Consider the following 20191-nt stretch of genomic DNA (forward strand, 5'->3'; position numbering starts at 1 on the left):
TTGGATAACGAAAATTCAGCTCAGAAGTCGTGACCCAGCGGCAACGTTGGTATAAATTTTAAAGTTGCTTCTTACTTTTTGTGAGAAGCAACATGGAACTCATGATGGCACGCTATTGGAGCTGACTCGAAATGTCTGAACAGCCTGTAAACGAAAAAAAAGGGTCTCAAAACACCGCTTCTGCTGGTGAAGCAAAATCGTCTCAAGATCTGCAAAAACAAATTGCAGAGGCGACTGAAGAGCTTATTTTAGAGCCTATTCCTGAACAGCCAATTGAACCTACTCGTTTGGCGATTGAGGAGCGCTTACCGGAAGACATCGATCTGTCGGATCCTGAACTCTATTTTAACCGTGAACTCAGTCATCTTCAGTTCAATGCTCGTGTGCTTGAGCAAGCCATGGATGAAAATCATCCGATTCTAAACCGGTTGATGTTTCTGTGTATTTTTAGCTCCAACATGGATGAGTTTTTCGAGATCCGTGTTGCGGGTCTGAAGAGTCAAATCGAATACAGTCGTGAGAAAAATGGTCCAGATGGCATGCACCCAGCGAAGGTGTTAGACCTAATCAGCGAGCATGCCCACCAATTGGTGCGACGTCAGTATCGTATTTTAAATGACATCATTTTCCCAAAATTAGCAGAAGAGAATATTCACTTTATTCGTCGAACGTTATGGACCGAGAAACAAGCGGCTTGGGTCAAGCGCTATTTTCGCGACAACGTGCTGCCGATCATTAGCCCTGTGGGACTAGACCCAGCGCACCCATTCCCTCGTTTGGCAAACAAGACGTTTAACTTTGTCGTGGAACTCGAAGGCCGTGATGCTTTTGGTCGTGAAAATGGCCTTGCCATCGTGCCTGCTCCGAGCTCATTGCCGCGTTTGGTGAAGTTGCCAGACGATGTGTGTGAAGGCGGGGACAATATGGTGTTCTTGTCTTCTATTATTCACGCCCACGCTGATCAGTTGTTCCCTGGCATGACTGTGAAAGGCTGTTTCCAATTCCGCTTAACCCGTAACGCTGACTTAGAAGTCGACTCCGATGACATTGGTTTAGACTTAGCTGGGGCGCTTCGAACTGAGCTGCAGAGTCGTCATTACGGTAGCTCTGTACGTTTGGAGATTGCCGATAATTGCCCACCTCATATTGTAGATTCTTTATTGGTGCAGTTTGAATTGTCTGATAAAGACTTATACAAAATAGATGGACCAGTGAACTTAAGCCGTTTATTGGCAGTATTGGAGCTGGTTAATCGCCCAGATCTGATGTACGCCCCGTTTTCACCAGGCTTGCCGAATAAATTAGCAAAATCGAGTAATATCTTCGAGGCGATCCGTCAGCGTGATTACTTGTTGATGCACCCTTTTGAGACCTTTTCTCCAGTTATTGATATGTTGAGCGAAGCGGCAAAAGACCCTAACGTCATTGCAATTCGTCAGACGCTATATCGGACTGGAGCGCGTTCGCCGATTGCTAATGCTTTGGTAGAAGCTGCGCGAAATGGTAAAGAAGTAACGGTTGTTATTGAGTTACGCGCACGCTTTGATGAAGCCGAAAACTTGGCCTTGGCGAGCCGCTTACAAGATGCTGGGGCAATTGTGGTATATGGTGTGGTACGTCATAAGACTCACGCGAAAATGATTCTAATCGTTCGTCGTGAAGGGGCGGAATTAACTCGATATGTTCACCTAGGGACGGGTAACTATCATGCCGGCAACGCACGTTTGTACACTGACTACAGTTTCTTAACTTGTGATAAAGAAATCGGTGATGATGTTCACCGCGTGTTTCAGCAGCTAACCGGCATGAGTAAAGAGCTTAAGGTGAAGAAGCTTTTGCATGCGCCGTTTACATTGCGTGATCGATTATTGGATATGATTGCCAACGAAGCTGAAAATGCCAAAAACGGTGAGCCTGCACGCATCATTATTAAGGTGAACTCACTAACCGAACAGCGCCTAGTACAGGCCCTATATAAAGCCTCTCAAGCGGGTGTGAAGATTGATCTAATCGTGCGTGGTATTTGTACCTTACGCCCAGGAATCAAAGGCGTTTCATCTAACATCCGAGTACGCAGTATTATTGGTCGATTCTTAGAGCATACGCGCGTTTATTACTTCTATAATAACCGTACGCCTTTGGTGTATTTGTCGAGTGCTGACGGTATGGATCGTAACTTGAATAACCGTATTGAAGTGGCGTTCCCGATCCAAGATTACAAGCTAGCTCGTCGAGTGAAGAAAGAGTTAGAGTATTACTTAAAAGATAATACTCAAAGTTGGTTACTGCAAAGTGACGGCTCGTATCAGTTGTCGAAGCCTCGTAAAGGGGAGTACCGCAGCGCACAGCGAGCTTTACTCAATGACTTAGCGGATAACGCTCGTTGATACCCTAGTCTGTGCTGTAAAAAGAAATGGCTGGAAGTGCTCACCGCACTTCCAGCCATTTTTTTGGAGTGTAATTTTTATTGTCAATAAAGTGTTTTGGCTTATTATTAATAGGTTATTAGCTATGTGTCTGATGTCTTGTCAGAGGAGTATTTATGAGTAATGTGACGACGCTACTGGCCTCTTATGGCATTTCTTTTGACGAGGCAAAAAGCTTTATTTACAGCAATCTATCTACCCCAAGCGTCATTTATGAAGTGGCCGGTAATTACGGTGTTACCTTTGAGATGTTGGCTGAGTTATATGGGCAAAGTGTCACGGAAACGGAGGTGAAAGCGTTCTTTTCTTACCTTGGGTTTGATACCAGTAGCAGTAAGCCAATTACAGAGATTTCTTATAGCCCAAATTTAGCATTAGCTCTTGCTGCCTATAGCTCAACCATCTCAACTGTGGCAGCGTTAGCGGATGAGTCAACGGCTTATGTTGATTCCGTTCTTGGGGGAGAGAGTTGGACAGGCGATACGATTAGTTATAGCTTTCCTACTTCTATTCCTGCCGCTCATGAAGATGAAGGAACTGATACCTCCTCAGGCTGGCGAGCCTTGAATTCAGAAGAACAAGCCGCGTTTGAGAGTATAGTCGCACGACAGAATGAGTTCACTGATGTTGACTTAGTTGAAGCGAGCGTTAGTTCGCAAGCGGATATTCAAGTGGTTGCGGTAGAGCAAACGGATGCGGAAGCGTTTGCGTATTACCCTGGTGATGGTATCGGCGGTGATATATTTTTGAATGCTTCAGCTTTAGACGATGATTCGAGTTATTACTCGGTCGGTGGCTATGGACTTTACACAATGGCCCATGAGTTGGGTCATGCTATGGGCTTAGATCATACCTTTGAAGGCACAGTGCTAGATTCTGAATATGATAGCCTTTATTACAGTGTAATGAGCTACACAATTTATGGTGGTTACGCTGTAGAAGCGGAGCTTTCTGGTCGTAGCTATAGTGCTTATACCGTAGGGGCTTATCGAGATGATTTGGGAATCATTGATGTGGCTGCGTTACAAGCTTTGTATGGCGCTGATTTGACAACAAATACAGAAGATAACGTCTATATATACGATGAAAGCACGCGTATGTTCGAAGACGCTTCGGGTTATTATATGACCATTTGGGACGCAGGTGGTACTGATACAATTGATGTAAGTGATGCAACGTATGGCAGTATTATTAATCTAGATGATTACTCGGTATCTTCAGTTTCGCAAAGAACGGCTTATGAAGAGGCGCTTGAAGTTGGAAGAGCGGCTGGTCTATCTGGATCAGGGGCCGTCAGTTACATTGAAGAATTTATCGAATCCTTAGGCGAAGAAGCTTTTTTGAACCAGAATAATCTAGGGATTGCATATGGTGTAGTGATCGAAAACGTTATTACTGGGCAAGGCGACGATTTCGTTAACGACAACTCTGTAAACAACCTTATATTCACAGGTCTTGGAAACGATACGATTTACCTTGGTGAAGGTGGTTATGATCAAGTGGATGGTGGTGACGGTTTAGATTCGGTCGTGTTAGACGTCGAATACGACAGCGTATCGCGTTATTTGGACGATGACGGTTATCATATTATTGGTGAAAACTTTGCGGCAACGCTTATCGGGATTGAGACGATTCACTATTCTGATACCAGTGAATCGATCGCATAAAATTAGCCAAGTGCTTCAAAGCACTTGGCGCTTCTTTTATTTTTTTGGACGTGGCGCGTAGGCAAACACATCTGAATGGCAGTTTGCTTCTTGAATACCACGAGCTTCTAGTTGATCAAGCGTGCCATACACCATTCCCACTGAACCACTGATGAAAGCGTGGCTGTCAGCCAGTTCTAGGTGATCTTCTAGGATGGCTTCGTAAAGCCAGCCAGTGCGACCATCCCAGTCATCACTCTTTTCATTAACCACCACGTGGATATGAAAGTTTTCTGGTGACTGATGGTCTTTAATCCAGTCCATCACAAAGGTATCAGCCGAGGTGCGTAGGCCCCAGTAAAAGTGGACAGGACCTTGGTAGCTTTTGTGAACGAGGTCATCAAAGATACTTTTCATTTGCGCGAACCCTGTTCCGCCAGCAATCAATAGCAAGGGAGCGCCAAGTTCGGCAGGTGCTTTTTCAATGTGTGCGTCACCACCAGGTAGCACTAGATCTACGCTTGGACTGTGCTTCAGGTGTTCGACCACTTTATAAGCTAGGGATTCTTGGTCAGATACTAAGATGTACAAACTTAAGTGAGGCAGTTCATGTGGCGCGCTGCCAATGGAATAAGGGACTTTCTCCCCAGTTGGTAGAACGATCATTAAGTATTGCCCAGCGATAAACGGGCTGTCTTTGATTTCTAAATCTACTTTGTACACTGTGTCATTGAGTGATTCGACTCGAATGACGGTAGCGTTAACGTCTTTCACCTAGATAACTCCGTTGTGTTCTCTGGATGCTGCTTAGGCAGCTTAATGATTGTTATAAGAATGGTTGCTATTTAGCGCATTATATCGTTGCTCGTCGCAAAAAAAAGCCACTTTCACCCATGAAGTGTGGAAGTGGCTTTTATTCTTAGAGCAAATTGAATTCTGTTACTTGTTCTTGCCTTTCATTGACTCGAAGAACTCGTCGTTTGTCTTAGTGACTTTTAAGCGGTCAATTAAGAACTCCGTCGCAGCAATGTCTTCCATCGGGTTCAAAAGCTTACGTAGGATCCACATACGTTGTAGCTCATCTTCGGTGGTTAGCAAGTCTTCACGACGTGTACCTGAACGACGAATGTTGATCGCAGGGAAAGTACGTTTCTCAGCAATCTTACGATCAAGGTGTAACTCAGAGTTACCCGTACCTTTAAATTCTTCGAAAATAACTTCGTCCATCTTAGAGCCTGTGTCCACAAGCGCTGTAGCGATGATGGTCAAGCTACCGCCTTCTTCAACGTTACGTGCTGCACCGAAGAAACGCTTAGGGCGTTCAAGCGCGTTAGCATCCACACCACCGGTTAGAACTTTACCAGAAGATGGTATAACCGTGTTGTAAGCACGAGCTAGACGTGTGATCGAATCCAATAGGATAACCACGTCTTTTTTGTGTTCAACAAGACGCTTCGCTTTTTCGATTACCATTTCAGCTACTTGTACGTGACGTGCTGGTGGCTCATCGAATGTAGACGCGACCACTTCACCACGAACGGTACGAGACATCTCAGTTACTTCCTCAGGACGCTCGTCAATTAGGAGTACGATCATGTGACATTCAGGGTTGTTACGAGTAATCGCATTAGCGATGTTCTGCAACATGAAGGTCTTACCAGCTTTTGGTGGAGAAACCACCAAGGCACGTTGACCTTTACCCATTGGTGCGACCAAGTCGATGATTCGAGAAGTAACGTCTTCTGTGGAGCCATTACCGGCCTCCATCACCAAGCGCTCGTCGGCAAACAGAGGTGTTAAGTTTTCAAAAAGGATTTTGTTACGAACACTGTCAGGTTTATCAAAGTTGATTTCGTTGACTTTTAATAGTGCGAAGTAACGTTCGCCATCTTTCGGTGGACGGATCTTGCCGGCAATCGTATCGCCTGTACGCAAGTTAAAACGTCGAATTTGGCTTGGCGAGACGTAAATGTCGTCTGGGCCAGCTAAGTATGAGCTATCAGGAGAGCGTAAGAAGCCAAAGCCGTCTTGTAGAATCTCAAGGATGCCATCGCCGTAGATATCTTCACCACTTTTCGCGTGGCGCTTTAGGATCGCGAAGATAACATCTTGTTTTCGGGAGCGGGCAAGGTTATCTAACCCCATTTCCGCTGCGATATCTAATAGTTCAGGGACTGATTTCTTTTTTAGTTCGGTAAGGTTCATAAACGAATGTTTGTAGTTAGCTCATATTGAGAAAAAGACGGGACCATCTGGGTGTAATAACACAGCAATAATGATCAGTGTCGGAAGTATTAAATGTAAATGCTTTTCGACACCGAAGACCGGCTACGGGTATGACCATGGCTGGAGTTCTGATTGTTCGCGATGGGCGAAGTCGAACAGCGTGTATTACCTGATTGGAGTCATGCATACAAAGGCATTTTGCCTCTGATATCCATAAGACTGCTTAACTATAGTGCGACAATTTCTTTAGGTCTATAGTTTAAAAGGTCTAAAAGCGTCTTTTTTGTTAGTTTTTTGATCATTTTTCGTAAAACTTTTGCTTTGGATCGAGTCGGAAGCGAAAAAAGACCACAGAATTTACTCATGACACGAGAGTTTAAACCAGTTAATCTTCCGCTAATTAACAGAAATCTCAAAAAGGCGATAATGGATGCAATCACTGTTAGTGCAACAATCCCATGACTTCCCATTTGAAAAAATTGCCGCAATCGACCTAGGCTCAAACAGCTTTCATATGGTGGTTGCGCAAGTCACTCATGGCCAATTGCGTATCACTGGTCAATATGGTGATAAAGTCCAACTAGCGGCTGGCCTACAAGAAGACGACACGCTTGACGAAGCTTCTCAACAACGTGGTATTGATTGCATTGCCCAGTTTGCCCAAGTGATTGATGATTTTCCACTTGGCTCCGTACGTATCGTTGGCACTAATGCATTGCGTGCTGCCAAAAACCGGTATGACTTTATTTCCAAGGCTATGGATGTCATTAGTCACCCCGTTGAAATCATCGCAGGTCGAGAAGAAGCGCGCTTAATTTATGTCGGTGTGGCGCGTACCATGGATCATGGTGAGCAAAAGCGCATTGTCGTTGATATCGGTGGTGGCTCGACGGAATTCATCATCGGTCAGCAACTCGAACCTATTTTAACTGAAAGTCTTCACATGGGTTGTGTTAGCTATCGACAACGATTTTTTGCTGATGGCACGATTACCAAGTCGAATTTCCAAAAAGCCGTGACAGCTGCTCGTTTGGAGCTATTAAGTATTCAAGACGATTATTTAGATGAAGGGTGGGATGTTGCCATTGGCTCATCGGGCACGATCAAAGCAGCGTATAACATCGCTTTGGAAATGGGGTGGAGCAAAAAAGGCGTCACACCTAAAGTCTTGAAACAGATTCAAAAGGCATTATTCGATGCGGGTCATGCAGACAATATCAACCTACTTGGCCTGAAGCCTGAGCGAAAGACCACCATTGCAGCGGGTATTGCCATTTTGACTGCTGTATTTGAATGTTTCGGCATTAAGCAAATGGATTTTTCGAATGGAGCACTGCGTGAAGGTGTTCTGTACGACATCATGGGGCGTTATGCTGACAGCGATATTCGTGAACGTACGGTTAACTACATGCTCAACCAATATCATATCGATACCGAGCAAGCTAAGTTGGTAACACATACCTCTTTATCAATGCTGGAACAGGTAAGATCAGATTGGGGGATTGCCTCACTTTCAAGTGAAGACATTTTACGTTGGGCAAGCTTATTACATGAATGTGGTTTAGGCATTTCCCATAGCCGTTATCACAAGCATGGTGCATATATTATTAGCGAATCGGATATGCCTGGCTTCTCCCAACAAGAGCAACAGGCACTCGCAAACTTGGTGTTACGTCATCGTCGTAAATTTACTCAGTCATTGGAGTATCGTTTTACTAAAGGCGATCAGCAGGATTTAGACCGCTTAGCGATTTTGCTTCGTTTGGCAATTCTATTACATATTGATCGTAAAGAAGGTGATATGCCGATCTTTACATTAAAAGCGAGCGATAAATCTTTACATGCTGAATTCCTACCTGGTTGGTTGGATGCAAGGCCTTTGACCGCTGCTAACTTACAGAGCGAGGCGGATTATCTAAGTTTTGCAGGTTATACCTTCACATTTAGTTAGTTTGTAAGAATCAATATGACTAAATCCGACGCAGCTCTGGTTGATGTCGGGTATTTCGTAAGTTTATAAAGCAGGCCTAAATGAGCCTGCTTTTTTGTTATTTGCTCTGTTTGATTTTCCAAAAAAAATAGAATAAACAGCTGCTTATGAACTTTATAAGTGAACAAAGGGGGTGTGCTATTTATTACGAAAGATTGCTAATCTAATACCAAGGTATCAAGACATTGCCGTCAAAATCCGTATAATCTGCGACACACCTGCTCAAAACCCTTGCATGGTTGATCGCATACGTTCTTAACGGCGTATTTCCGTAACGAACAGCGTTCTCAGGGGAGTAATGAGGAAGTGCAATGATCTTTACCCAGATTGCAGAGGGACAGTCCGAATGCGTCTGTAGTGGTTCGTATTCGCACCTTCCTTTATAGATGGTTTACAGCCCTTTTCCTTATTACTCTCAAACTACAACTGGCTATGATACGGCGAACTCATATGACCTCAAACATTGTAGACGTACTACTCGTAGGCGGCGGTGCCATGAGCACTACCCTAGGCATGCTACTTAAACAACTTGACCCTTCATTATCCATAACAATGGTTGAGCGTTTGGAAAAAGTAGCGCAAGAAAGTACCGATGGTTGGAATAACGCAGGTACCGGGCACGCGGCATACTGTGAGCTAAACTACACTTCACCAAATCCTGATGGTTCCACTAACATCGATAAAGCAGTTAACATTAATGCTGCCTTTGAAGTAAGCCTTCAGTTTTGGTCTTACCTTGTTGAGAAAGGCCTACTACCTGAGCCAGCACAGTTTATTAATCGTGTGCCACACCAAAGCTTTGTGTGGGGCGCGGACAATGTGAAAAAACTGAAATCCCGTTTTGAAGCGATGAGTGCGCATCCAGCATTCCGCGAAATGCAATACACTGAAGATAAGGCAACCATGACAGAGTGGATGCCATTGATCATGCAAAACCGTACCAGTGATGAACCAATCGCTGCGACTCGTATTGAACACGGTTCGGATGTGAATTTCGGTGCTATTGCACGAAATATGGCGAAGTTCCTTGAGACGCAAGACAGCGTCAACATCGAATTAAATGCAGAAGTCGAAGGACTAAAACAACTACCTGATGGCACTTGGCAGGTAACCGTTGATCAAAAGGGTAAACGTCGCGATATACAAGCCAAGTTTGTTTTCCTAGGTGCGGGTGGCGGTGCGTTACCATTGTTACAGAAGTCCGGTATCAAAGAAGGCAAAGGCTACGGCGGCTTTCCTGTGAGTGGTCAGTGGTTGGTGTGTGAGAAGCCAGAGCTAGTTGAGCAACATCACGCTAAGGTATACGGTGCAGCACCAATTGGTGCACCACCGATGTCTGTACCGCATTTGGATACACGTATCATCGATGGCAAAAAAGCCATTCTATTTGGTCCATTTGCAGGCTTTACGACCAAGTTCTTGAAACAAGGCTCGGTGTTTGATTTAGTGAAAAGTGTTCGTTCTGACAACCTTGGTAACATGCTGAGTGTTGGTAAAAACAACATGGATCTAACTAAGTACTTGATCAGTGAAGTACGTCAGTCTCACAAGGATCGTTGTGATTCATTGCGTAACTTCTTCCCAGATGCTCAAGATAAAGATTGGTCGTTGGCGTACGCGGGGCAGCGTGTGCAGATCATTAAAAAAGGCCCAGATGGTGCTGGTAAACTTGAGTTTGGTACAGAAGCGATTGTATCGGAAGACGGTTCTATTGCGGCTTTACTGGGTGCATCACCAGGTGCATCGACAACAGTGAATACCATGATCAACATCCTAGAACGAAGCTTTGCTGACCGAATGAAGTCAGATGAGTGGCAATCGAAGATGAAAGAAATGGTGCCTTCCTACGGTCAATCTCTCGTAGAAAACACGGATCTATTACTTGAGATTCGCTCGCGAACGCTTGAGACATTGAAGCTTAAACCTTAAGCTTACATGCATTACCTTACTAAAGCCGAGTTCATTCACGTGAACTCGGCTTTTCTTCTATTGCCAGAGAGGAAATTATGATCACTTTCGCAGAACGCTCCGATGCTTTATCAGAACAACTAAGAGAGCTAGAGCACCAAGCCGATGATGGCGACCAACTGTTTTACTGCGCCTACTTATTAGGGTTACTTGGTTTGCACAGCGCCGCTGAAGGCGAAGGAACAGAAGAATTTGATGCTTATTTCGAAACAGAGCTTAAAGCGACGTTAACAGCAGAAGGTGTGACAGGCAAAGACCAAGACGCGATCTTAGAGCTTTGGCAGAAAGTGACTAAATAATTTTAGGGCTGCCATGCTGTTCCCTTGGTTTTATAGGACCGCGGTTTCCGCGGGAACGGCATATGGGAATGCGAGTATGTTCCCTCGCAAAGCGAGGTCCTACATGGCTTTGCTCCCGTTGGATTTGGTTTTTTAATGCTTTTTTCAGCAATTGTAGGACCGCGGTTTCCGCGGGAACGGCATATGGGAATGCGAGTTTGTTCCCTCGCGAAGCGAGGTCCTACATGGCTTTGCTCCCGTTGGATTTGGTTTTGTAATGCTGTTTTTAGCAATTGTAGGATCGCGGTTCCCGCGGGAATAGCATAGGGAAATGAGAGTTTGTTCCCTCGCGCAGCGAGGTCCTACATGGCTTTGCTCCCGTTGGATTTGGTTTTGCAATGCTGTTTTCAGCAATTGTAGGACCGCGGTTCCCGCGGGAGCAGCATAGGGGAATGAGAGTTTGTTCCCTCGTGCAGCGAGGTCCTACATGGCTTTGCTCCTGTTGGATTTGGTTTTTTAATGCTGTTTTCAGCAATTGTAGGACCGCGGTTTCCGCGGGAACGGCATAGGGGAATGCGAGTTTGTTCCCTCGCAAAGCGAGTCCCTACATGGCTTTGTTCCCGCTGGATTTGGTTTTGTAATGCTGTTTTCAGCAATTGTAGGACCGCGGTTTCCGCGGGAGCAGCATAGGGGAATGCGAGTTTGTTCCCTCGCATAGCGAGTCCCTACATGGCTTTGCTCCCGTTGGATTGGGTTTTGTAATGCTGTTTTCAGCAATTGTAGGACCGCGGTTTCCGCGGGAGCAGTATAGGGGAATGCGAGTTTATTCCCTCGCATAGCGAGCCCCTACATGGCTTTGCTCCCGTTGGATTTGGTTTTGTAATGCTATTTTCAGCAATTGTAGGACCGCGGTTTCCGCGGGAGCAGCATAGGGGAATGCGAGTTTGTTCCCTCACGCAGCGAGGTCCTACAAAAATGCTTACATCCCCATAAACAGCGGGATTAATACAGGTACCAAGAAGCTCATAATAAAGCCACTAGCGATGCAAACTGGGACGATTTCAGCGCCATGGACTTTGCCCAGTAATGGTAAAGTAAAGTCCATAGCTGTGGCCCCTGAAATACCAACCGAAAGGTGGCTATTGATACGAGCTAAAGCAGGAATAAGCATTAAAGCGATGATTTCTCGGCCAAGATCGAGTAAGAAAGCGGTCGTGCCGAGTACTGGGTCACCAAGACCTGTAATCAAGATGCCAGATAAGCTGTACCATCCAAATCCTGAAACCACGGCTAAACTTTTATTCCATTCTAAACCAATTAGAGAGCCTGCTATTAATCCTGCTAAGAGCGTTACGAAGACGGTGGTGCATGCAATAGCGACCCCTTGAGTGTTTAGAAATAGTTTACGTAAACGGAAGTTACCCTGACGCAGTTGACAGCCGACCAAAAACAGCAATAAATACAGTAGCCAAGTGACTAGTTCATCCACGCTTGGAATCCAACTTTTTAGTAGCCATCCAACCAAAACACCGCCTAAAACCCAGCTCAATGTTTTCGCTGCATCCACTAAGGCATGCTTTGTTGATGAATTATTATCCACATGCATGACCTTGCTGGCGCCAGCGTGGAAAACTTGACCGCTTATCCACAATGCCAATAAAGGCAGTACGGTAATAGCGAAAAAGAAAACAACTGCCTGGTAGCCAGCAATCGCCACTTTACTGGCTAAATTATCCAGTGCGCCTATGCTGTAACCAATTAACCCAAGGATAAGATAAGTAAGCTGCGACAAACCTTTCGCGACACGCTCAGGAGTGGCTAAAGGAACCTTCACCCAATAACCAAACAGTAACGCGGCGAGTAATGGTCCAAGAGTGGATAGAATGGTCATAATTGATTGATCCTAAATCGATTTTGAAAACTAAAGGGTAGGCTTATAACCATCATTAAGGACGTTGAAAAGCACACAATTGGTGCAATTATACTGACTTGTCGTGCAAAGTTGACCACTTGGTGATAAATTCGCCGCACACTTAATTGAATTCCTTTCATAGATCTGAAAATCATGTTGACCACGTTTGCTAAGCGCTACCCCGCATTAAGTGAAATCCTTCATTTATTGTTTCCAATGATTCTTACCATGACTTTGGAATTATCCATCAGTCTTGTGGATACAATTATGTTGGGTCACTACGATTCGCTGCATTTGGCCGCGGTTGGCCTCGCGTCCAGTCTATGGGGGCCTGTTGCTTGTTTTATGATTGGCGTGACATTTGGCCTAACACCTTTGATTACTCGACACCTTCATGGACGTCAACGAAAACTGGTGAACCTATATATGTCACAAGCATTTGGTTTATCACTTATATTGGGTGTAATTGGCGCTATCTTAAGCGTCACATTACTACCCATGGTAGCTCAGATGATGGCCAGTGAAGCGGAAACACAACGTGTTACGGCGCAGTATTTATATTTTTTCTCACCGACGTTTATGGCGTTGGCATTGATGACATCGTATAAAAATTTATTTGAAGCAGCAGGTAAGCCACGTATTCCATTGCTGGTGGCAACGCTAAGTTTGATCCTCAACATAACGTTTAATTACCTGCTGATTTATGGAAACTTTGGCTTCCCTGAAATGGGGGCGAGTGGAGCGGCCATTGCCTCCGCAGCATCTGTATGGCTATCGCTATTAGTGTTTGTGTTCTATGACTTGCGAGTCAACAGGGATACTTTGTTTAGCCGTATTGATTGGTACTATGTGCGTAACCCCGGTATTCTCTTCGGTGTTGGTCTGCCAGCTGGCTTTGCATTTTCTTTTGAAATTGGTTTGTTTTCATCACTAACTTGGCTTATCTCAGCATTTGGTGATCTCGCGCTAGGTGCAGGGCAAATCGTTATGTCTTACTGTACGATTCTATTTACACCATTGATGGCAATGAGTGCGGTGACTGCGATTGTAGTAGCAAAGGCTATGGCGACCGATGGCATCGACGCCGTACAAAAAAGAGTTCGTATTATTCTCGCGCTAGGATTTGGCTATGTGTCGATCTGCTTCATCGTCACGCAAGGCTTGCATGATCGCATTCCATTCTTGTTCAGTTCTAATGAAGTCGTCGCAGCCATGGCAGCGGGCATACTGCTGATTTCCTCAACCTACCAATTTCCTGACATGGTACAAACCGTCTTCACTGGAGCATTGCGTGGCTTCAGAGATACCCGCTCCAGCATGATTGCCATGGCGGTCTCGTTATTTGGCCTAAGCATTCCTTTAGGTTATTGGTTAGCCCACTTAAGCCCGTGGTCAGATACGTTAAATGTGCGCGGCTTATACGTTGGTTTAGGGGTTGGCTTAACCATTTTGGCAATGATTTTGTTGGCGCGTTATCGAATGACGCTAAAAAAATTCCACAATAAGAAACTGCCTCACCCAGAGGAAGTTGCGTAGGAGCGGCATACGACATGTGATGCTGTTTCGGCAATTGTAGGACCGCGGTTCCCGCGGGAACGGCATATGGGAATGCGAGTTGGTTCCCTCGCACAGCGAGGTCGTACAAGGCTTGCCACCGTGGGAGCTTTGGGCAATTGTAGGACCGCGGTCCCCGCGGGAACGGCATACGGGCATGCGAGTTTGTTCCCTCGCACAGCGAGGTCGTACAAGGCTTGCCAACGTGGGAGCTTTCGGCAATTGTAGGACCGCGGTTCCCGTGGGAACAGCATACGGGCATGCGAGTTTATTCCCTCGCACAGCGAAGTCGCACAGGAAACGGTTCTACAAACGCTTTTCTTGAAAGACTCGACATTGTTCTATTAATCCATCGATATCCATGTGTTCATCGCAGCTTTTTGCAAGGCGGGCGACTTCTTGTTCGCGGTAGGCTTCGTAGTCGAAGTCCTGGCTGTCGATGGCTCCGGCCCAGTCGAGCAGGGCTTTTAAAGCCTGTTTATCATCGAATAAACCGTGTAGGTAAGTACCTATAATTTGTTTATCTTCGGATAGGTAGCCTTCTAACTCGCCGTTTTCGAGGGTGGCGAAGTGTTGCACATGTTGGTGAAACTCTGAGACGCCGCTGTGGATTTCATAGCCTTTGATATCAGCATCGCCGAGTGATGAAATGACGCCAGTGCGTTGTTTCAGTTGCTTGCCGTCTTTTAGCTCAGTGCGCATGGGGATGTAACCAAGGCCTTTGGCACAGGAGGGTTCGGCGTTTTCCATACCAAGCGGGTCATCTAGGTATTCCCCAAGCATTTGGAAGCCGCCACAAATCCCCAACACTTTACCTCCGTAACGAAGGTGGCGGGCAATGTAGTCTTCCCAACCCAGTTCACGTAGGAAAGCCAAATCGCTTTGAACGCTTTTGCTACCAGGTAAAATCACCAAATCGGCAGGAGGAATGGCCTCGTTTTTACGCACCAAGGTAACTTGAACGTTAGGGTGTAAGCGCAAAGCGTCCCAATCTGTATGGTTGCTGGTGCGTGGCAACACCGGAATCACTACGTGCAATTTAGTCTCTGAGTCTTGTTTGGTTGGGCTGGCGGCGACGGCATCTTCGGATTCCAAATGGAAGCCCATCAAGTAAGGTAACACCCCAAGAACCGGTTTGCCGGTGTGCTCTGCAAGCCAATCAAGGCCAGATTGCAGTAAGGCAATATCACCACGAAAGCGGTTAATCACAAAGCCAATCACGCGATCTTGTTCACTCTGTGAAAGCAGTTCTAAAGTGCCGACTAAGTGCGCAAAGACACCGCCCTTGTCGATATCAGCAATGATAATCACCGGGCAATCGATGCTTTCGGCAAAGCCCATATTGGCGATATCACGGGCACGAAGATTAATTTCGGCAGGGCTGCCTGCGCCTTCGATCACCACGCAGTCGTATTGATCCGCTAAGCGCTGGTATGAGTCGAGCGCGGCAGTCATGGCGATGGTTTTGTATTCGTGATACCCCACGGCATTCATATTACCGACTGAGTGACCTTGAATAATCACCTGAGCACCAATATCGGTATTGGGCTTAAGCAAAATAGGGTTCATATGCACATCGGGCTCAAGGCCTGCGGCATAAGCCTGCACCGCTTGAGCACGGCCAATTTCTTTACCATCGGCGGTGACAGCGCTGTTTAACGCCATGTTTTGCGGTTTAAACGGTGCCACATTCAGTCCGCGTTCTTTTATCAAGCGACATAAAGCCGTTACCAAGGTGCTTTTTCCTGCATCTGAAGTAGTACCTTGCACCATAAGATTAAAAAAACGCATGTGGGTTTGTCCGTTCGATTGTTTACAATAAGGTGAAATTCTAGCGCATTAGCGTACGGATTAATAAAACGAATGTTAATTGAATGATACTGCGGACAAGCTGATGGATTTTCTTTTTGAGTTTTTCTCAAGCACGGCGTTGGCGTTGCTTGGGGCGTTGATTTTAGATCGCTGGCTTGGGGAACCGCAGTCATGGCATCCTTTGATTTGGTTTGGTAATTGGGCGAATTATTATCGTCGAACTTGGCAGGTGTCCCTATCGGCCAGTTCATCGCTACAACGCTTAAATGGCGTCATGGCATGGAGTCTGGCGGTGTTACCCTGTGCCATGGTGCTGACTCTGATCTTGTGGATGCTACCAAGTTGGCTCGAATGGCTGCTCGGCACGGTGGTGTTGTATTTCACCATCGGTTGGCAAAGCTTGCGCGAGCACGCCCTTGCCATTGCTAAGCCACTACATGATCAAGATTTACCTAAAGCACGTGCAGCTGTGGGGCGCATCGTTAGCCGTGATACATCAGAGCTCGACGAAACTCAGATTGCGAAGGCGAGCATGGAATCCGTGCTTGAAAATGGCAGCGATGCGGTATTTGCCCCGATTTTTTGGTTCTTAGTGTTAGGGCCTTTTGGTGCCATTTTATATCGTTTATCCAACACACTGGATGCAATGTGGGGTTATAAAAAGCCTGATCTGTTGCATTTTGGTTGGTGTGCAGCGCGCATAGACGATGTACTGAACTTTATCCCCGCTCGTTTGGTGGTGCTGACCTATGCATTGTTTGGTAACAGCAAGCGTGCGTTGCATTGTGCTTGGCATCAAGGCCGTGGTTGGAAAAGTCCCAATGCTGGGCCTGTGATGGCCGCGGGCGCGGGCGCTTTGCAAGTCTCTCTTGGCGGCACGGCGATCTATTTTGGCGAAGCCCAACAGCGCCCTGCCTTAGGGGAAGGGCCAGATCCTAAAGCAGGGGACTTGGATCGAGCAGTAGAGCTGGTGGATAAAGGCGTCTACCTATGGGCGTTATTGATTTTGGTATTAATATAACTTATGAATTTTGAATTAGAGCCACCTAAGCATGGTGGTGATTTAGCAGCTTTTTTACGCAGTGAAAACCTTGATCCGAATAGTGCTGATCATTGGCTAGATCTGTCGTCTGCTTGCAATCGTGAACCTTGGCCAATTCCTGAGTCTTTTTTAGAAAACAGTGCCAAGCTTTGGTATGAATTACCGGATGCATTTGCATTACAGGAGGCGGCGAACGACTACTTTGGCTTAACCCCACTTGCCATTGGCACGGGCACGCAGCAGTTTATTGAAATATTGCCCGCGTTGTTAGTTGAAAGGGTTAAACGCAAAAAAGTGTGGGTTCCAGCCGTTGGTTATCAAGAACATGGCTATAGCTGGCGCAAATGGGATTATGAGGTAAGTGAATACCAAGATGTTAGTGAGCTTTTGACTAACGAATGGGATATTGCAGTAGTGATCTCACCGAATAACCCCTCTGGGCAATACTTAACGACAGATCAATCTGAGCAGTTAAAAGTGCTATTAGAAACCTCTGAGCGTTATTTGGTGTTGGATGAAGCCTTTTTGGATGCGACACCTGAGGCGAGCTGGCTAAATGCGCCATTGCCAAGCGGCTGTTTTGTGCTGCGTTCGGTGGGGAAATTTTTTGGCTTAGCCGGTGCTCGAGTGGGCTTTATCTTTGGCGATTCGACATTTCAAGCGTCGATACAATCGCTTATAGGTCCATGGCCAGTGGCCACCCCAGCGCTGCACTTAGTCACTCAAGCGCTCAAAGATAGAGATTGGCAAGCAGAAGCGCTTGCATCGCTAGCTGAGCGTCATGCCTATTTTGAGGCAAATATGGTTCCTAAGTTGAACACCTTATTTGACTCTCAGGTCATGATACACACGCCTTTATTTTACACTTGGCAACTAGAACAGGATCAGGCGTTAAAAGCCGTTCAAGCACTGCATAGTGTGGGCATCCATATTCGCCTTGGGCAAGGGTGGGTGCGATTATCGTTACCTGCAGGTCATGAGATGCAACGCTTAAATCATGGCTTGGTGAGATTATTGCAAGGACATCAACTTAAGGAGCTGGGATGAAGCATTTGGTACTAGGTGGTGTTCGCAGCGGTAAAAGTCAGTTTGCAGAGCGCTGGATCGCGGAGCAACGTGAGCAAATTGTCTACATTGCAACCTCTCAAGTGTGGGACGAGGGCATGGCGGATCGCGTTGCCAAACATCAGTCCTATCGCCCCGATCATTGGCAGACAATTGAAGAGCCTATCAAGCTTGCAGAGACAATGCAGCGTGTGGCGAATGAGCAACCTAACGCTGGTGTGATTGTTGAATGTTGCTCGCTATGGTTAACGAACTTACTTTGTGCCGAAGATGAGCCTTTGTTGGAGAGGGAACGAGAGCTGTTTTTAGACGTGCTTGAACGCTATCCTCTACCGATCATTTTGGTCACAGCCGAAGTGGGCTTAGGCATCATGCCGATGAATGCGTTGGCTCGGCGCTTTGGTGATGAAATAGGAGTTCTTAATCAGCGGTTGGCGGCTTGTTGCGACCAAGTGACCTTGGTGACGGCCGGCCTACCGATGGCATTGAAGTCGTAAATATCAAGTTTTCGATCATTTACACAGATTTCAGGTGTTTTTATATGGAAAAATCTTAACCGATTGGTCTAAAATACGCCGCTTAACCGATCTTGACTGCTTTTTGGGCATTATTTTTGCTCATAAAGTTAGCTGACTAGATAGCTGAGGAGCACACCATGACCCCCTACTCAAAAGATTTCCCTGTCTCTTGGCATGAATTACATCGCGACGCTCGCGCTTTGTCTTGGCGTTTGCTTGAGCAAGGGCCTTGGAAAGGCATTATCGCGATCACTCGAGGCGGCCTTGTTCCTGCGGCTATTTTATGTCGTGAGATGGATATTCGCTTGATCGATACGATTTGTGTGGTGAGCTATGACTCTTCAGAAGAGGGCGGTGCAGCCAATGTACAGGGCGATCTTCGTATCCTAAAGGGTGTGGAAGGGGATGGCGAAGGCTACATCCTGATTGATGATCTAGTGGACACAGGCAAAACCGCGCGTGAGATCCGTAAGATGCTACCAAAAGCCCATTTCGCGACGATTTACGCGAAGCCTGCCGGTAAGCCATTGGTGGATACGTTTATAACAGAAGTGAGCCAAGACACTTGGATTCGCTTTCCGTGGGATATGGAATACACTTTCTCAACGCCACTTGCCGATCGTCAGAAGGGCTAATTATTGTAAAGGTCTTTGAGTTATAGGGGGGCATTTCGATAGAATCGCGCCCTCGCTCGGACATTGCATATTGCTACATAAAATAACGCGTGGTCCTGCGGAATTTAGGCTAACTTAATAAGCTTGAAGCGATACTCTCACAGAGTTAGGGTATTTTATCTAATAGACTGAGTAGGAATTCCTATGTACCACACGTTTATCCGCTCCATTCTGCTGTGTATTGCAACCTTATCTGTGCCATTAGCGATGGCTGAGGGTACGGTTGCGCGTGCTCTATTTGCTTCGGAAGTATTAGATCGTGAACCCATCGATGAATTAGGGGATGTGATCAAGGTCGAATATGGTGAAATCCAGCGCGTCTACTTTTTTACTGATCTGCGTGATATGGAAGGCGACCAAGTAACACACGTTTGGAAGTTAGACGGTGTGATTGAAGCTGAAATTCCTTTTGATATTGGTGGTGATCGCTGGCGTGTTTGGTCGAGCAAACGTCTAATGCCAGGTTTCGATGGCAAATGGTCGGTCGATATTGTTAAAGATGGCGAAGTACTAGAAAGTCGCTCGTTTGACTATGTCGATGAATGGTAAACTGCAGCAACGTTTACTAATAAAAGGTCTACTCTGATGCCTCATATTCGCGTTCGTGGTTTGCCATTTGAAGATTTAGAATCTGTGTCTGATACGTTAGTTGAAACGTTAGCAGAACTTACCGATACCCCTAACTCGCATTTCACTCTAGAGTATCAGTCTTCTATTTTCCTCGCGGTGGGCGGTGCTTCTCCTGCTTACCCGTTTATCGAAATTTTATGGTTTGATCGTGGTGCTGAGGTGAAAACTAAAGTGGCACAGGCCATTGATGATCTGCTGCGCCCGATGATTGAAGCCGGACAAGATATCACCACCCTGTTTCATGATATCCAAGGGCGTGATTATTACGAGAATGGCGAACATTTTTAAGTGATTTGCTACTGTAGGACCTCGCTGCGCGAGGGATCAACCTTGCATGCCCATATGAAGTTCCCGCGGAAACCGCGGTCCTACAATTGCTGAAACATCATCTTAATCCCAAACCAATTCCCGCGAGGACTAAGCTTTTGTAGGACCTCGCTGTGCGAGGGA

The 20191-nt window shown here is 46.2% G+C and carries 16 protein-coding genes; 12 read left to right on the top strand and 4 right to left on the bottom strand.

The genetic code is table 11. The features are described 5' to 3' along the window. Window positions 1-131 precede the first annotated feature (131 nt). Window positions 132-2387 (top strand): polyphosphate kinase 1, encoded by a 2256-nt coding sequence (ppk1, locus tag JHD44_RS12660; protein WP_199463145.1) that lies wholly within the window; start codon window positions 132-134, stop codon window positions 2385-2387. Window positions 2388-2542: 155 nt separating this feature from the next. Next, window positions 2543-4093, top strand: a complete 1551-nt coding sequence (locus JHD44_RS12665; RefSeq protein WP_199463146.1) for a M10 family metallopeptidase — start codon at window positions 2543-2545, stop codon at window positions 4091-4093. A gap of 36 nt (window positions 4094-4129) precedes the next feature. Here JHD44_RS12665 and JHD44_RS18955 read toward each other — a convergent pair whose 3' ends face one another. Then, window positions 4130-4846, bottom strand: a complete 717-nt coding sequence (locus JHD44_RS18955; RefSeq protein ID WP_199463147.1) for an NAD(P)H-flavin reductase — start codon at window positions 4844-4846, stop codon at window positions 4130-4132. A 165-nt stretch (window positions 4847-5011) separates the two neighbouring features. Beyond that, window positions 5012-6277 (bottom strand): transcription termination factor Rho, encoded by a 1266-nt coding sequence (rho, locus tag JHD44_RS12675; RefSeq protein WP_199463148.1) that lies wholly within the window; start codon window positions 6275-6277, stop codon window positions 5012-5014. A gap of 451 nt (window positions 6278-6728) precedes the next feature. Here rho and JHD44_RS12680 point away from each other — a divergent pair, with 451 nt between their 5' ends. The 3 genes from JHD44_RS12680 (at window position 6729) to JHD44_RS12690 (ending at window position 10555) form a co-directional block, all read left to right on the top strand. Next, entirely contained in the window at window positions 6729-8249 is a 1521-nt protein-coding gene (locus tag JHD44_RS12680) for a Ppx/GppA phosphatase family protein (protein WP_199463149.1), read from the top strand. Between the two features lie 471 nt (window positions 8250-8720). Then, on the top strand, window positions 8721-10217 hold the full coding sequence (mqo, locus tag JHD44_RS12685) for a malate dehydrogenase (quinone) (RefSeq protein WP_199463150.1): 1497 nt from the start codon (window positions 8721-8723) through the stop codon (window positions 10215-10217). Between the two features lie 77 nt (window positions 10218-10294). Next, the gene (locus tag JHD44_RS12690; RefSeq protein ID WP_233402091.1) at window positions 10295-10555 is read left to right on the top strand and encodes a hypothetical protein; all 261 of its coding nucleotides are present in this window, start codon (window positions 10295-10297) and stop codon (window positions 10553-10555) included. A 958-nt stretch (window positions 10556-11513) separates the two neighbouring features. Here JHD44_RS12690 and JHD44_RS12695 read toward each other — a convergent pair. Then, complete coding sequence (locus JHD44_RS12695; RefSeq protein ID WP_199463151.1) at window positions 11514-12425, bottom strand: lysine exporter LysO family protein; 912 nt, start codon at window positions 12423-12425, stop codon at window positions 11514-11516. Between the two features lie 174 nt (window positions 12426-12599). Here JHD44_RS12695 and JHD44_RS12700 point away from each other — a divergent pair, with 174 nt between their 5' ends. Further along, a complete protein-coding gene (locus JHD44_RS12700; protein WP_233402093.1) occupies window positions 12600-13982 on the top strand; it encodes an MATE family efflux transporter in 1383 nt (460 codons plus the stop codon). A 324-nt stretch (window positions 13983-14306) separates the two neighbouring features. Here the strand turns inward: JHD44_RS12700 and JHD44_RS12705 are convergent, their stop codons facing one another. Further along, window positions 14307-15791 carry a cobyric acid synthase gene (locus JHD44_RS12705; protein WP_199463152.1) on the bottom strand — a complete coding sequence of 495 codons (1485 nt, stop codon included), beginning with the start codon at window positions 15789-15791 and terminating at the stop codon, window positions 14307-14309. A gap of 103 nt (window positions 15792-15894) precedes the next feature. Here JHD44_RS12705 and cbiB point away from each other — a divergent pair, with 103 nt between their 5' ends. The 6 genes from cbiB (at window position 15895) to JHD44_RS12735 (ending at window position 20029) form a co-directional block, all read left to right on the top strand. Beyond that, entirely contained in the window at window positions 15895-16833 is a 939-nt protein-coding gene (gene cbiB / locus JHD44_RS12710) for an adenosylcobinamide-phosphate synthase CbiB (protein WP_199463153.1), read from the top strand. Window positions 16834-16836: 3 nt separating this feature from the next. Continuing rightward, window positions 16837-17901 (top strand): aminotransferase class I/II-fold pyridoxal phosphate-dependent enzyme, encoded by a 1065-nt coding sequence (locus tag JHD44_RS12715; RefSeq protein WP_199463154.1) that lies wholly within the window; start codon window positions 16837-16839, stop codon window positions 17899-17901. Next, entirely contained in the window at window positions 17898-18416 is a 519-nt protein-coding gene (cobU, locus tag JHD44_RS12720; protein ID WP_199463155.1) for a bifunctional adenosylcobinamide kinase/adenosylcobinamide-phosphate guanylyltransferase, read from the top strand. The genes JHD44_RS12715 and cobU overlap by 4 nt, the downstream gene beginning before the upstream one ends. Before the next feature lie 158 nt (window positions 18417-18574). Further along, window positions 18575-19072 carry a xanthine phosphoribosyltransferase gene (gpt, locus tag JHD44_RS12725; protein ID WP_133562259.1) on the top strand — a complete coding sequence of 166 codons (498 nt, stop codon included), beginning with the start codon at window positions 18575-18577 and terminating at the stop codon, window positions 19070-19072. Between the two features lie 183 nt (window positions 19073-19255). Continuing rightward, on the top strand, window positions 19256-19660 hold the full coding sequence (locus JHD44_RS12730; RefSeq protein WP_199463156.1) for a DUF2914 domain-containing protein: 405 nt from the start codon (window positions 19256-19258) through the stop codon (window positions 19658-19660). A 36-nt stretch (window positions 19661-19696) separates the two neighbouring features. Continuing rightward, window positions 19697-20029 carry a DUF1904 family protein gene (locus JHD44_RS12735; RefSeq protein WP_133562263.1) on the top strand — a complete coding sequence of 111 codons (333 nt, stop codon included), beginning with the start codon at window positions 19697-19699 and terminating at the stop codon, window positions 20027-20029. The last annotated feature ends 162 nt before the right edge of the window (window positions 20030-20191 follow it).

The sequence above is a fragment of the Marinomonas ostreistagni genome, assembly GCF_016461785.1.
GTDB lineage: Bacteria > Pseudomonadota > Gammaproteobacteria > Pseudomonadales > Marinomonadaceae > Marinomonas > Marinomonas ostreistagni_A.

Bases quoted from the DNA above. Each gene is read 5' to 3' on its own strand.
- ppk1 (WP_199463145.1), top strand. From the start codon at position 132: ATGTCTGAACAGCCTGTAAACGAAAAAAAAGGGTCTCAAAACACCGCT.
- JHD44_RS12665 (WP_199463146.1), top strand. From the start codon at position 2,543: ATGAGTAATGTGACGACGCTACTGGCCTCTTATGGCATTTCTTTTGAC.
- rho (WP_199463148.1), bottom strand. From the start codon at position 6,277: ATGAACCTTACCGAACTAAAAAAGAAATCAGTCCCTGAACTATTAGAT.
- JHD44_RS12680 (WP_199463149.1), top strand. From the start codon at position 6,729: ATGCAATCACTGTTAGTGCAACAATCCCATGACTTCCCATTTGAAAAA.
- mqo (WP_199463150.1), top strand. From the start codon at position 8,721: ATGATACGGCGAACTCATATGACCTCAAACATTGTAGACGTACTACTC.
- JHD44_RS12690 (WP_233402091.1), top strand. From the start codon at position 10,295: ATGATCACTTTCGCAGAACGCTCCGATGCTTTATCAGAACAACTAAGA.
- JHD44_RS12695 (WP_199463151.1), bottom strand. From the start codon at position 12,425: ATGACCATTCTATCCACTCTTGGACCATTACTCGCCGCGTTACTGTTT.
- JHD44_RS12700 (WP_233402093.1), top strand. From the start codon at position 12,600: ATGTTGACCACGTTTGCTAAGCGCTACCCCGCATTAAGTGAAATCCTT.
- JHD44_RS12705 (WP_199463152.1), bottom strand. From the start codon at position 15,791: ATGCGTTTTTTTAATCTTATGGTGCAAGGTACTACTTCAGATGCAGGA.
- cbiB (WP_199463153.1), top strand. From the start codon at position 15,895: ATGGATTTTCTTTTTGAGTTTTTCTCAAGCACGGCGTTGGCGTTGCTT.
- JHD44_RS12715 (WP_199463154.1), top strand. From the start codon at position 16,837: ATGAATTTTGAATTAGAGCCACCTAAGCATGGTGGTGATTTAGCAGCT.
- cobU (WP_199463155.1), top strand. From the start codon at position 17,898: ATGAAGCATTTGGTACTAGGTGGTGTTCGCAGCGGTAAAAGTCAGTTT.
- gpt (WP_133562259.1), top strand. From the start codon at position 18,575: ATGACCCCCTACTCAAAAGATTTCCCTGTCTCTTGGCATGAATTACAT.
- JHD44_RS12730 (WP_199463156.1), top strand. From the start codon at position 19,256: ATGTACCACACGTTTATCCGCTCCATTCTGCTGTGTATTGCAACCTTA.
- JHD44_RS12735 (WP_133562263.1), top strand. From the start codon at position 19,697: ATGCCTCATATTCGCGTTCGTGGTTTGCCATTTGAAGATTTAGAATCT.